Below are 13162 nucleotides of genomic sequence, written 5' to 3'. Positions count from 1 at the left end.
CATTTGTTAAAAAATAATCTAGGGAGTGGGTTACATGAAGGGGAAAAAGTTTTACACGGGAATTGCTTCCGCGTTGCTGGCATCGAGTATTGCATTAACAGGATGCTCATTCTCATCAGGAGACGAAAGTGCAAGTGAATCTTCTGGAGATGCAGTAACTGTAGATGTGTTCCAGTTTAAAGTGGAGTTTAAAGAGCAATTTGAAGAGCTTGTCTCTATGTATGAAGAAGAAAACCCTGATGTAAACATTAATGTTAAAACAGTAGGGGGAGGTAACGATTACGGTGCTGCCTTGAAAACATCCTTCTCTTCTGGTGAAGAGCCTGACATTTTCAATATTGGTGGACCAACTGATGTACAGCAATATGAAAAGTATTTAGCTGACCTATCTGATACAAAAGCTGCCAAAGCTGCTCTTGATGGCACGCTTACAAGTGTTAAAAAAGATGGCCAAATTCTAGGTCTTCCGTATAACCAGGAAGGTTATGGACTGCTTTATAATAAGAAGGTTTTTGAAGAAGCAGGAATCAATCCAGATGAAATTAAAACAATGGACGATCTTGAGTCCGCTGTCAAAAAACTGGATAGTAATAAAGAAGAGCTCGGTATAAAAGCACCATTCGCCTTCCCGGCTAAAGAAAAGTGGGTCATTGGGAACCACCTTGCTAATGCTTACATCGCTGAAGAATTTAATCACAGTGTGATGGATGCTTATGAAGCAGATACGATTAAATTTGAAATGGCGGACCAAATGAAACGATTCTTAGATTTGCAAAATGATTATTCTATTCAGCCTACATTGAGTCTTGACTACTCTCAACAAGTCGAAGAATATTTCTCACTTGGCAAGGTAGCCATGATTCAACAAGGAAACTGGGTATATAACACGATCGCTTCAATGGATGAGGAATTCGCACAGAACAATGTAGGCCTTCTTCCGATTCCTGTAGAAGGTTATGAAGGAATTCCGGTAGGCGTACCCAACTACTGGGTGGTCAATAAAGAATCAGAAGATGAAGTAGTACAAGCTAGTAAGGAATTTCTTGATTGGATGTACACTTCTGAAACAGGTAAGAAGTTTGTAACGGAAAAATTCAAGTTCATCCCTGCCTACGAAGGGTATGAAGACCTTGAAATTGCAGATCCAATTTCACAAGAAATCTATGAATATGTAAAAGCAGAAAAAACGTTAGGCTGGGTATTCCTGGGAGCACCTATTGGCTGGACTGAGGACGCGTTTGGTGTTGCTGTGCAGGAATATATTGCCGGCAAAATTACTTGGGAAGAGGTCCTAGAGCAATCGAGAAAAGCCTGGGAACAATCCCGTAAGTAGAACTGTAACAGCTGACAAACGCATCGTTTGATGTGTTTGTCAGCACAATAAAGTATCTCCTCTATTAGAACAAAATAAGAGTCTAATAGGTGAGATGTTTTATTTTTATAAGCTGCTGAAATCGATATCATATCCATATGCATCAACTTCAGTAACAAGAGTATAAGCATTGGAGGGCGTGACATGCACAATCGCAATATATGGTTCTGGCTCTTTCTCACTCCGGTTATTTTAGGGTTGGGACTGGTGGTCGTCGTTCCATTCATTTATGGATTTATTTTTTCCTTCACAGACTGGAACGGGATTACCGCAACGAAATTTATCGGACTACAACACTATATCAATCTATTTCAAGAAGATGAATTCATGGCATCGATTTGGTTTACCGTGAAGTTTGCTATCATAACCGTGATCCTGCTCAATATTATGGGGCTCGGATTGGCGCTGCTTGTAACACGTAATATCAAAAGTAACAACTTACTGCGAACGGTCTTTTTTATGCCGAACTTAATCGGCGGCCTGATTCTCGGGTTCATTTGGCAGTTTATCTTTGTCAGTGTATTCGAGGACATCGGAATGCTGCTCGGCGTCGAATCTTTAACAGGCTGGCTGTCGACGACCAGCACCGGTTTTTGGGGGCTCGTCATTCTCACAGCCTGGCAGATGGCTGGTTACATTATGATCATTTACATCGCCTACTTAGAAAACATTCCGAAAGACTTGATCGAAGCGGCCAAAATCGACGGTGCCAACGGATTCCAGCGGTTCAAGAACATTACCTTTCCCCTGGTGGCCCCGGCATTTACGGTCAGCATGTTCCTGACGTTGTCCATGGCGTTTAAAATCTATGATCAGAACTTATCGCTGACAAACGGGGGACCGTTCAACTCCACCCAAATGGTCGCGATGGAAATTGTTCGGACAGCCTTCTCAGATCAGCAAATGGCCTTTGCTCAGGCGAAAGCGGTTATTTTCTTCTTAATCGTGGCGGTCATTGCGCTGACACAAGTGTATTACAACAAGAAACGGGAGGTTGAGATGTAATGAAAAAGAATACCGAAAAGCGAAATTTACTCTCAATCGAAGTCCTTGGTATTATTCTTGGATTGATCTGGATTGCCCCGTTCTACTTAATGATTGTGAATGCATTTAAAACGAAGCGTGAAATTTTCAGCGGCGTCCTAGGGCTGCCAGAAACGCTGAACTTAGATAACTTTGTCCAAGCTTTTATTGATTTGGAATTCCTGAAATCGTTATTCAACTCAGTACTGATTACGGGGTTAAGTATTGTCGTTATCATTCTGTTTTCGTCGATGGCCGGCTATGCTTTAGCTCGAAACAAGAGTAAACTGAGCGGTGTGTTGTTTCTGATTTTCGTAGCCGCCATGCTGATTCCGTTCCAATCGGTGATGATTCCGCTCGTCTCGATTTTCGGCCAAGCAAACATGTTGAATGCCGCCGGCTTAATCTTTATGTATCTTGGATTTGGCTGCAGCTTATCGATCTTCCTTTACCATGGAGCGATGACGGGGGTATCCAAAACGATGGATGAAGCAGCGATCATTGATGGGGCCAACCGGTTTCAACTGTTCTGGTATATCATTTTCCCATTATTAAAGCCGATTTCAGTGACCGTGGGCATTTTGAACACGATTTGGATCTGGAATGACTACTTGTTGCCATCTTTGGTCTTAAGTGAAGCGAATGCCACGATTCCGCTGAAAATGTTCTTTTTCTTCGGGCAATATACGAAGCAGTGGCACCTGGCGCTGGCAGGACTGACGATCGCGATTATTCCTGTAATCATCGGGTACTTCTTTGCACAGAAACAAATTATTAAAGGGGTTTCTGAAGGTGCTGTTAAATAGGGCTTTCGAAACCAAATAGAGGGGTAGATGAAGGTGTCGGTCACCATAAAAGATGTTGCGAAACAAGCAAATGTAGCTCCTTCCACGGTCTCGCGTGTCATATCTAACAGCCCAAGAATTAGTGAAAAAACGAAACGCAAAGTCCGGAAAGTGATGGATGAGCTGGGCTACCATCTGAATTTGAATGCACGCGTTCTCGTTAGACAATCCACGCAAACCATCGGGATCGTGATGAAGAATTCTGCAAGCCACTCATTTGAAAATCCTTTTTTCTCGGAATTGCTCCGGGGGATAAGCCAGGCTTGTCATGAAAACGATTATAGTATCAATTTGACAACTGGTGAATCAGAAGAAGAAATTTTTAACGATGTTGTTAAAATGGTTCAGGGAAAGCGCGTTGACGGAGTGATTGTTCTTTATTCCAAAAAGGATGACAAAGTTGTTCCTTATTTAATGGAACATGACTTTCCGTTTGTCATGGTTGGTAAACCAGTTATTGACTCATCCAATGTGATGTATGTGGATAACGATAATGTTCAGGCCTGTCGGGACGCAACCAATCATTTAATTAACCTTGGCCATGACAAGGTCGCCCTCCTCGGTGGAGGGTCCGATTTTGAAGTGGACAAAGCGCGATTGGAAGGTTTCAAATATGCCATGAATGAATATAAGTTGAACCTGCCGGATGGTTATATAACAAATATTGATACTGGAAATAGCAAGAGGATGCAAGCAATCCATGAATTAATGGACCTGCCGCAACCGCCTACTGCTTTAGTAGTCACAGACGATATTAATGCACTAAAAGTAATGGCTGTATTACAAGAACGAAACATGAAGATGCCCGAGGATGTTAGTATCGTAAGCTTTAACAATACAATGCTTGCTAAATTGTCCAATCCTCCGCTGACAACAGTTGATACCAACTCTTATCAGCTTGGATATGAATCCAGTAATAGCTTGATTCACCTCCTCGATGATCCTGGCATGTTAAAGCGCAGTGTTATTGTTCCTACCACAATTGTGGAAAGGCAATCGTGCAGCAGGAAAATGACCCCCAATATGGATTAAGAGATTTTTGCTAACTCCATAAAGATAACATCAGTACTATATGATTTGATAAAAGGAGTCAATACAATGAACATTACAGTATGGAATGAATTTCGTCATGAAAAAGAAAACCAAGTGGTAACAGACATTTATCCGGAAGGAATTCACTCTGCAATTGCAGAATTTCTTGAAGGGGATGGGCATGTTGTAAAAACAGCTACCCTTGATGAAGAAGAGCATGGTTTAACAGATGAAGTACTTGAAAATACGGATGTACTTGTATGGTGGGGGCATAAAGCACATGATGAAGTACAGGAGGAAATTGCTGAGAAAGTGAAACAGCGCGTTTTAGATGGAATGGGATTAGTTGTTTTACATTCCGCTCATTTTTCCAAAGTCTTCAAGAAATTGATGGGTACTTCGTGTGATTTGAAATGGCGTGAGGCGGACGACCGTGAACGTATGTGGGTAGTAGATCCGACACACCCGATCACAGAAGGTCTTGGAGAATACATTGAAATTGAAAAAGAAGAAATGTACGGGGAACATTTTGATATTCCGACGCCTGAAGAGCTTATATTTGTCAGCTGGTTTGAAGGCGGAGAAGTATTCCGAAGTGGAGCTACCTTTAAACGCGGCCGGGGTAAAATATTTTACTTCCGTCCTGGACATGAGACGTATCCAACTTACTACAATAAAGAAGTTCAACAAGTGATTCGTAATGGTGTGAAGTGGGCTGACAATGGGGGAACACCGAAGAACGTATACGGAAACTCACAGCCATTAGAAAATATTTCTGAAAAGTAGGAGGAGATTAAGTTGGCTAATTTGAAAGTAGCGATTATCGGGTGTGGAAGTATTGCACAAAATCGTCATTTAATGGAGTATGAAGCGAATAAACAAGTAGATATTACGGCCGTTTGTGACATTGTAGAAGAGCGTGCTATGGTTACAGCTGAAGCTTTTGGGGCTCGCTCCTATACAGATTATGAAGATCTTTTATCAAAAGAAAACGTAGATGCTGTAAGTGTTTGTCTGCCAAACTATTTGCATGCCCCCGTTTCCATTGCTGCGTTAAACGCGGGAGCTCATGTGTTATGCGAAAAACCGATGGCAACATCTTCTGAAGAAGCAGAAGAAATGATTAACACAGCAGAGCGTAACGGTAAAAAGTTGATGATTGCCCACAATCAAAGGTTCGTAGCCTCTCATCAAAAGGCCCGCCAGCTGATTGAAGCTGGAGAGATAGGAAAAGTGTACAGCTTCCGTACGACATTTGGCCATGGAGGACCCGAAGGATGGAGTGCTGATGGAACAGATAGCTGGTTCTTTAAAAAAGACCAGGCGTTTATTGGAGCTATGGGAGATCTTGGTGTACATAAAGCGGATTTACTGCGCTATTTACTAGGGGAAGAATTTGTTGATGTAGCAGGTTTTATTGAAAATAACGCCAAAGAGGGAATTTCGGTGGATGATAACGCGGTTTGTATTCTGCGTTCCGAATCTGGAGTTGTCGGTACTTTAACAGCAAGCTGGGCTTATAGGCCAGAAGAAGACAACTCTACTATTATATATGGTGAGAAAGCTACATTACGTTTAGAAGATGACCCTCAGTACTCGCTTATTGCTCAATACGCGACCGGGGAAGTTGTAAAGTATGAGCTCGGCCAAATTCAATCAAATGAGGAAGGCGGTCAGACGAATACACATGTGATAGATCACTTTGTTGAAAGTATTATTGAGGACAAAACCCCTCTGATCGATGGCTGCGAAGGAAAACGTTCTCTTGAAATTATTCTAGGGGCACTGCAATCAGGGGAGACGCGTAAAATTTCAAAGTTAGAGAAGTGATTTAGAATGAATAAATTGAAGATGGGAATTATCGGTGTTGGCGGCATCGCCCAACAGCGACATATTCCAGCATTTGCTGGAATGGAGGAGAAAGTAGAGCTGACAGCCGTCCAGGATGTTAACAACGACCGTGCTAAATCCGTGGCGGAAATGTTTGATATTCCTCACGTTTTTGAAAATTACCAGCAACTATTTGAAGTGGTTGATGCAGTGACAATTTGTACTCCAAATAAATTTCATTCAGAAATTGCTGTAGCTGCATTAAACGCTGGAGTTCACGTTCTGTGTGAAAAACCAATGGCGATTACTACTGAAGAGTGTGAGGCTATGATTGAGGCAGCTCGCCAAAATGATCGACTGCTTTCGATTGCTTATCACTATCGTTATATGCCTGAAGCTAAGTTAGCAAAGGAAGCCATTTTTAATGGAGAAATAGGAGATCCACTCGTCACTCGCGTGCAGGCAATGCGTCGTCGTAAAGTGCCAGGCTGGGGTGTATTTACCAATAAAGATTTACAAGGAGGCGGCAGCTTGATTGACTTTGGCTGCCACTTGCTTGATCTGGCTTTATGGCTGCTCGACGATCCGAAGCCTGTGGAAGTCATCGGAAAAACTTATAATCGATTGAGCAAAACGCCAGGTCAGGTTAATGACTGGGGCGCTTTTGACCATAAGACATTTAATGTGGATGATCATGTTTCGAGTTACATCATGTTTGAAGATGGGATGTCCATGCAATTTGAATGCTCATGGGCCGCAAACATCAAAGAGGACCAAACTTCCTTGAGTATTTCAGGAGCAGATGGGGGAATGGATGTCTATCCATTTGAACTCTATCAAACGAAATATGGAACGGTATGGAATACCCAGGCTAAATTACCCGAAGAAAATCTTAGTCCGGGATTTTTACAAGCAGATAATTTTGTCGACAGCTGTCTCGGGAATTCCGAACAGATCGTCAAACCAGAACAGGCATTACGGGTGACACAGTTAATAGAAGCCATCTATGAAAGTAGTGAAACAGGGACGAGTATTAAACTAGTCTGAAAATCGATGGGAGGAGATTGATATGAAACTGGGCGTATTCACAGTCCTTTTTGCTGATAAATCCTTTGAGGATATGCTCGATCATGTAAAAAATGCTGGTTTGAAAGCAGTCGAAATCGGAACAGGCGGTTATCCAGGTACAGCACACTGTAACGTGGATGAACTGCTCGAAAGTGAGGAGAAACGTGTCGAATTCCTGGACAAAGTTAACTCACGTGGATTGACGATCAGTGCATTTAGCTGTCACGGCAATCCAATTTCTCCGGATAAACAATTTGCACAAGAGTCTCATGAGTCCTTTGTGAAAACGGTGAAGTTAGCAAGTTTACTTGATGTTCCTGTTGTTAATACGTTTTCAGGCACACCAGGTGGAACGGAAACAGACAAATCCCCGAATTGGCCTGTCACTCCATGGCCAGCGGAGTATTCAGATGTATTGGAATGGCAATGGAATGAGAAGCTGATTCCGTATTGGAAGGAACAAGGAAAATTCGCTGAAGAACATGGTATCAAGGTAGGACTGGAACTGCATGCTGGATTTCTTGTTCATACACCGTACACGATGTTAAAACTGCGCGAAGCTACAAGTGACGCCATAGGAGCAAACCTTGATCCGAGTCATCTGTGGTGGCAAGGGATCGATCCTGTTGCAGCTATTAAAATCTTAGGTAATGCCGGAGCTATCCATCATTTCCATGCGAAGGATACGTACATTGATCAGGACAATGTAAACATGTATGGTTTAACAGACATGCAGCCATATTCTGAAGTGAAAACACGTGCTTGGAGTTTCCGCTCAGTTGGCTATGGACACGGTATCCAGGAATGGTCTAATATTGTTAGTGCACTTCGCACTTATGGATACGATCATGTGATCAGCATTGAGCATGAAGATCCGATTATGTCAATTAGTGAAGGCTTTAATCAAGCCGTGAAAAATTTAAAAGCAGTAAATATTGAAGAGCCTCCAGCTGATATGTGGTGGGCCTAATTTAGATATGTTTTAAGGGAAAGGAAGGAGGAGTCGAAAGTGAAGAATAGTTCAGGATTAGCAGGAGGATTTTTCGCTATAAGTGAGTGGATTATGCGTTTCTCTTTATCTAATTTATTATGGGCTCTGTTTAATCTGCCTATCGGGCTCCTCCTTCTCAGCCTGTTATACTTAGAAAACGGTTCAGGGGCACTGTATCTTGCTGTCCCGCTCGTTGTTCTGCTTCCGATTTTATTTTTCCCAGCGACGACCGCTTTGTTTGCGAAAGCACGCGAATGGGTTAGAAATGAGGAAGATGTAGGAACAACTCAATCATTCTTTAGTCACTATAAAAATAATTACAAGACGAGTTTATTGAGTGGATTGATTTTCGTGATTTTGTGGGGAGTTTTAGCCGCAGATATTTATTATTTTTCAAGCCGGAACAGCATGCTGATGAATCTGTTCTTGGTTTTGGGCATTCTATTATTTGTATGGACTTTAAACTTTTTCTCTGTTGCGGTTCATTATCATATGAAACTAGGAGCATTATTAAAGCATTCTTTCCTTATTACAATTGGAAGCCCGCTTTTGTTTATAGCTGTGGCTATTAGTGCAGGAATCATTCTTTATATCAGTCTTTATATGTTTCAGGTGATTATCCCGCTCTTTACAGGTTCGCTCGTTTCCTTTTTAGCATTTTCCGCATATTATAGATTACATTTGAAACTATCAAATAAAACATTATAAACAAAACCCTGTCAGCCTGAGCCTCCACAGCTGACAGGGTTTTTTGTGCCAAAAACTACCACCTCAGGTCATCCAGTTTCTGGATGACCTGAGGTGGTAGTTTTTACCTGTTGATCACTTTAAAGCTTTAAATAGGTAGGTGGGTAATATTAATTATTTGTAAATTATTTCTACTAAAACGATTGATTATTCTGAATAAATTGCCTATATTTGTAGATAGTAATTTATTATCATATATTTCTGGAAAGGAGAAATAATTTTGAAAAAGAATAGTAGAATTGTTACCTCAGCCTTGGCTCTTACTCTAGCATTAGCCCCATTTAGTTCTAGTGTATTAGCTAATTCAGGCACAGTTCAGTCCGATGTACATAAGACACACGCTCATGAAAAAGGGGGAGCACCTTTTGATGTAGCGATCGCGAACGAGGAACGATTGATTGAGATGTTAAAGGAAAGCGGGAAGATCTCGGAAAATGCCACACCAGAAGAAGCAAAACAAGTCCTGAATAAATACTTAGAAGCAAAATCTGAAGCTGCGGCTAATAAAGCCAAAACAGAAGATAAGGGGAAAATGGCTAAAGAGAAGGCAGAAAAACAAGCTAAGCTAACAGACAATGCTAAAAACAACAGCATGACAAATGGTAAAGGAAACAAATTAGGACAAGCAAGTAAATTACAGTCTGTTGAAAAGGAAGCCTGGAATGGTGAAACACGTACTGACAATGTCCTCGTATTGTTGATTGAATACCCGGACAAGCCACATAATTCAATGTCGGAAAGTGAAACAGATATGTATTATGAAGGTGAAAATGCCTATTCAAAAGCACATTATGAAGATATGCTATTTGGTGATGGCGGCTGGATCGGTCCAGACGGCAAAACCTATGTATCTATGAAACAATACTATGAAAAACAATCTGGCGGAAGTTATTCCGTTGAAGGAACGGTGGCAGGATGGTACACAGCCGACCACCCGGCTGCTTATTACGGTGCAAACGATCCAGCTCCTGATGGCAGTGATGTCAATGCACGTGGTCTAGTTAAAGAAGCATTGAATGCTGCTGCAAGTGATCCTAACGTAAATTTAAGTAATTTTGACGAATGGGATCGCTATGATCTGGATGGAGATGGAGACTTTTTAGAGCCGGATGGTTTAGTTGACCATCTTATGGTAATTCATTCTGGTGTAGGTGAGGAAGCTGGCGGCGGTTCATTAGGATCAGATGCAATTTGGTCCCACCGTTGGAATCTTGCACAACCTACTGCGATTGAAGGAACAGAAGCGACAGTTGATTACTGGAACGGACAAATGGCCGCTTACGATTATACAATTGAGCCGGAAGATGGTGCCGTAGGTGTTATGGCTCACGAATTCGGACATGATCTAGGTCTGCCGGATGAGTATGATACACAGTACTCTGGAGCCGGTGAACCAGTAGCTTATTGGTCAATTATGGCAAGTGGAAGCTGGGCAGGAGATATTCCTGGTACGATGCCAACAGGTTTCAGTCCATATGCAAAAGAAATGCTGCAAGGAACTGCTGGTGGAAACTGGCTGACTGGTACTGAAATCAGTATGAGTGAAGTAACAGAACAAGGTTTTGAAGTGCTTCTGGATGAAGGTGTAACAAAAGGTACTAATAATGACGCTGTGAAAGTAACTTTGCCGGATAAGAAGACAGTTATTAATGAACCTGTCAGTGGTCAATATGAATACTTCAGCGGCAGCGACAACAGTCTGACGAACACGATGACAAAAACGGTTGACCTATCAAATGCTGCTAGTGCCGAGTTGACCTTCCAGGCATGGTATGACATTGAAACAAATTGGGATTATGCTTATGTGACCGTTAATGGTGAACCTATTGAAGGTGCGATTACAACAGATGAGAATCCGCACGGAAATAATTTGGGCAATGGGATTACAGGTAGTTCAGATGGCTGGAAAGAAGTAACCTTTGATCTTTCTGCATTTGCAGGGGAAAAAGTAGAAGTCGGATTTAAGTATAAAACCGATGCGGCTGCTATTCTACCAGGTTTCTATGCTGACGATATTAGTATCGAAGCTGACGGAGAAGAAATTGTTTTTGACGATGCAGAAGGTGATAGCAGTTTCGAGTTAAGCGGATTTACTAAGGAAGATGGAATCAAGATGTCCGAGCATTATTATCTGCTAGAATGGCGCAGTCATAACGGTGTCGACCGCGGACTTGCTAACCTGCGTCGCGGAGACAGTCTAATGGAATATGATCCAGGCTTGGTTGTATGGTATGTAGATAACAAGTACACGGAAAACTGGACAGGTTTCCACCCAGGCGAAGGCTTCCTTGGAGTAGTCGATGCGGATCAGAAAGCAATTTACTGGAGTGACGGTACGGTTGCTTCTACTCGCTACCAGGTGCACGATGCTGCGTTCACCTTAGACAAGAAGGATAAAATGTTCATAGACTACAGTGATCTTCTCGGAAGAACTATGAAAGATAACCATACGAAGCGCATCCCATTATTTGATGACAGTGAAAACTGGCTGAATGAAGGGTTGGTTGATGCGGGACGTAATGTTCCTGAGTATGGGTTGAACTTCCGTGTTGCTGGTCAAAGTAAAGATGGTACTGTAGGAAAAGTGCTTATTTATAAATAAGCGGAAGAAGAAATTAAATTGTTCCTAAAAAATCAGGCTGACTACTTATTTATGAATAGGTAGTCAGCCTGGTTTTGTTATATTTCACTCGTCAATTTAGTCGAAGAAGAGAGTGGAAAAGTGGAAAAGAGATTCTAAAACAAGAGATCGGACTAAGATTTGCTGAGGTATTGGAACATGCAGGAGTGTTTAAGCGGACTGAGCAAGGGAAAGCTTCTTTTAAAGACTTTATTCATAGTCTGTAAAAGGGAATGAAAAAGGAGCAGCCAAGTGATGGCTGCTCTTTTTCATTAGCTGAGTTCGATGGAACCAGGGATAACCCCTCTGTCATCAGCGAAGTCTTGTGTTTGTGTGTTTGCAACACCGCCTAGCACACTAGCAACTAGGGCTGCTGCAAATCCTAAGACTAGCAACTTTTTCTTCATTTTAACACCTCCCATAACTCATATTTTTTGCTTGTAGAGAAATATTGAAATATTTGCTTGCTAATCTGAAATCATTTCTATCCAGGTAGTACGAAGCAATATTATCTGCATACTCTTCGGTCGTGATCCATTTCTCTCGTTTCTGAAGAAATGATAATGCTTTATGTAGTAATGCTTCATTAGCTGTATTTTCTATATAAAGTTCTCTTAATAACGTATATAAGGAAGATTGTAATTGATTGTCTAATTTTAAACCCTTGTGACAAAAATGCTTACCTTTACCAACTTCTCCGCTTTTTAGCAGTTCCTTTGTTAAAAGATAGTAGGCATTTTCAAGGTCAGGGTGCAAATCTTTATATTCAAGGGATTTATATATATACCTAAGTGACGTGGTAGGTAAATTTTTCTTTGAGTAAAGTAATGCCAGATTATGATAAATAGCAGTTCTTAACTTAGGCTTTTCTCTTTCATTATCGTGACTTAGGGAAGAATGGAACAATTCTTCAGCCAAGTCATACTGTTTTAGGTCAATATAATTTAATCCCTGAATCAATTCACAATCAGCAATTTTGATCGAATATAGAGCAGGGTTACTCTTGTAAATTCTAATAGCCTGTTCTAAAGAGATTGAAGATTGAATGGCATTTTCCATGTAATAATATAAAGCTGCCTTTTTATGGTAGAAGTCAGCTGTTTCAAGCGGATCCTTATTATAGGGAAGGTATTGTTCAGCATAAGTGTACCATTCCAGTGATTTAGGATAGTTTTTCCTTTTCATTTCATACATAGCTGAGACGTATGCATACATATAAAGGATATCTTCACTGACATAGTATTTATGGTTTCTTGCCTTCAATAGCATAGAGTACGCAGCTTGAATATCTCCATATTGAAGGTAGTAACGTGAGGTTAACACATATTTTGCACAGATTTCCTCATTGTTTGTGGTCTCGGATGAATCTGGAAACTCTCTTTCTAAATCAGCTAACAATTGAGTGCTTTCTTCCTGATTATAGTTTCTTAACGCATTTGTAAGTTCGCTAAACAAATCAACCGTATGTACTTGAGCAACCATGCAAATCTCCTTCTATTATTTTCCTATAGTATAACGTACTACCTTATATTTTCCATGGGAGATTATTACTATTTTCTAAAAATTCATATTAGGCGTAATAATGTGTAAACTCTAGAATCCCGATGTTAGGAAGCTGTGAAAAGTAATAATTA

At 41.1% G+C, this 13162-nt stretch carries 12 protein-coding genes; 10 read left to right on the top strand and 2 right to left on the bottom strand.

Annotated elements, in window-relative coordinates:
* Positions 1 to 34: 34 nt before the first annotated feature.
* The 10 genes from G6R08_RS04990 (at position 35) to G6R08_RS04945 (ending at position 11510) form a co-directional block, all read left to right on the top strand.
* Entirely contained in the window at positions 35 to 1333 is a 1299-nt protein-coding gene (locus tag G6R08_RS04990) for an ABC transporter substrate-binding protein (protein WP_163526964.1), read from the top strand.
* 183 nt (positions 1334 to 1516) lie between these two features.
* Positions 1517 to 2377, top strand: coding sequence for a carbohydrate ABC transporter permease (locus G6R08_RS04985; RefSeq protein ID WP_163526963.1), 861 nt, complete (start codon positions 1517 to 1519; stop codon positions 2375 to 2377).
* Positions 2377 to 3201, top strand: a complete 825-nt coding sequence (locus G6R08_RS04980) for a carbohydrate ABC transporter permease (RefSeq protein ID WP_163526962.1) — start codon at positions 2377 to 2379, stop codon at positions 3199 to 3201. Before G6R08_RS04985 ends, G6R08_RS04980 begins: the two co-directional genes overlap by 1 nt.
* Positions 3202 to 3234: 33 nt before the next feature.
* Positions 3235 to 4272 (top strand): LacI family DNA-binding transcriptional regulator, encoded by a 1038-nt coding sequence (locus G6R08_RS04975; protein WP_163526961.1) that lies wholly within the window; start codon positions 3235 to 3237, stop codon positions 4270 to 4272.
* Positions 4273 to 4338: 66 nt separating this feature from the next.
* Entirely contained in the window at positions 4339 to 5058 is a 720-nt protein-coding gene (locus G6R08_RS04970; RefSeq protein ID WP_163526960.1) for a ThuA domain-containing protein, read from the top strand.
* Positions 5059 to 5070: 12 nt separating this feature from the next.
* Entirely contained in the window at positions 5071 to 6102 is a 1032-nt protein-coding gene (locus G6R08_RS04965) for a Gfo/Idh/MocA family protein (protein ID WP_163526959.1), read from the top strand.
* A gap of 6 nt (positions 6103 to 6108) precedes the next feature.
* On the top strand, positions 6109 to 7149 hold the full coding sequence (locus G6R08_RS04960; RefSeq protein ID WP_163526958.1) for a Gfo/Idh/MocA family protein: 1041 nt from the start codon (positions 6109 to 6111) through the stop codon (positions 7147 to 7149).
* 22 nt (positions 7150 to 7171) lie between these two features.
* Positions 7172 to 8140 (top strand): sugar phosphate isomerase/epimerase family protein, encoded by a 969-nt coding sequence (locus tag G6R08_RS04955; protein WP_163526957.1) that lies wholly within the window; start codon positions 7172 to 7174, stop codon positions 8138 to 8140.
* A 39-nt stretch (positions 8141 to 8179) separates the two neighbouring features.
* Positions 8180 to 8869, top strand: a complete 690-nt coding sequence (locus tag G6R08_RS04950; RefSeq protein WP_240339648.1) for a YesL family protein — start codon at positions 8180 to 8182, stop codon at positions 8867 to 8869.
* 259 nt (positions 8870 to 9128) lie between these two features.
* Entirely contained in the window at positions 9129 to 11510 is a 2382-nt protein-coding gene (locus G6R08_RS04945) for an immune inhibitor A domain-containing protein (protein WP_163526956.1), read from the top strand.
* A 290-nt stretch (positions 11511 to 11800) separates the two neighbouring features.
* Here G6R08_RS04945 and G6R08_RS22255 read toward each other — a convergent pair whose 3' ends face one another.
* A complete protein-coding gene (locus G6R08_RS22255; RefSeq protein ID WP_275897926.1) occupies positions 11801 to 11935 on the bottom strand; it encodes a hypothetical protein in 135 nt (44 codons plus the stop codon).
* Between the two features lies 1 nt (position 11936).
* Positions 11937 to 13010, bottom strand: a complete 1074-nt coding sequence (locus G6R08_RS04940; protein ID WP_163526955.1) for a tetratricopeptide repeat protein — start codon at positions 13008 to 13010, stop codon at positions 11937 to 11939.
* Positions 13011 to 13162: the final 152 nt, after the last annotated feature.

It is taken from the genome of Halobacillus ihumii, assembly GCF_902726645.1.
Lineage (GTDB): Bacteria > Bacillota > Bacilli > Bacillales > Halobacillaceae > Halobacillus_A > Halobacillus_A ihumii.
Note: the sequence above shows the minus strand (reverse complement) of the source record. Positions and strands in the feature narration are given on the sequence as shown.

Bases quoted from the DNA above. Each gene is read 5' to 3' on its own strand.
- G6R08_RS04985 (WP_163526963.1), top strand. From the start codon at position 1,517: ATGCACAATCGCAATATATGGTTCTGGCTCTTTCTCACTCCGGTTATT.
- G6R08_RS04990 (WP_163526964.1), top strand. From the start codon at position 35: ATGAAGGGGAAAAAGTTTTACACGGGAATTGCTTCCGCGTTGCTGGCA.
- G6R08_RS22255 (WP_275897926.1), bottom strand. From the start codon at position 11,935: ATGAAGAAAAAGTTGCTAGTCTTAGGATTTGCAGCAGCCCTAGTTGCT.
- G6R08_RS04940 (WP_163526955.1), bottom strand. From the start codon at position 13,010: ATGGTTGCTCAAGTACATACGGTTGATTTGTTTAGCGAACTTACAAAT.
- G6R08_RS04980 (WP_163526962.1), top strand. From the start codon at position 2,377: ATGAAAAAGAATACCGAAAAGCGAAATTTACTCTCAATCGAAGTCCTT.
- G6R08_RS04970 (WP_163526960.1), top strand. From the start codon at position 4,339: ATGAACATTACAGTATGGAATGAATTTCGTCATGAAAAAGAAAACCAA.
- G6R08_RS04960 (WP_163526958.1), top strand. From the start codon at position 6,109: ATGAATAAATTGAAGATGGGAATTATCGGTGTTGGCGGCATCGCCCAA.
- G6R08_RS04955 (WP_163526957.1), top strand. From the start codon at position 7,172: ATGAAACTGGGCGTATTCACAGTCCTTTTTGCTGATAAATCCTTTGAG.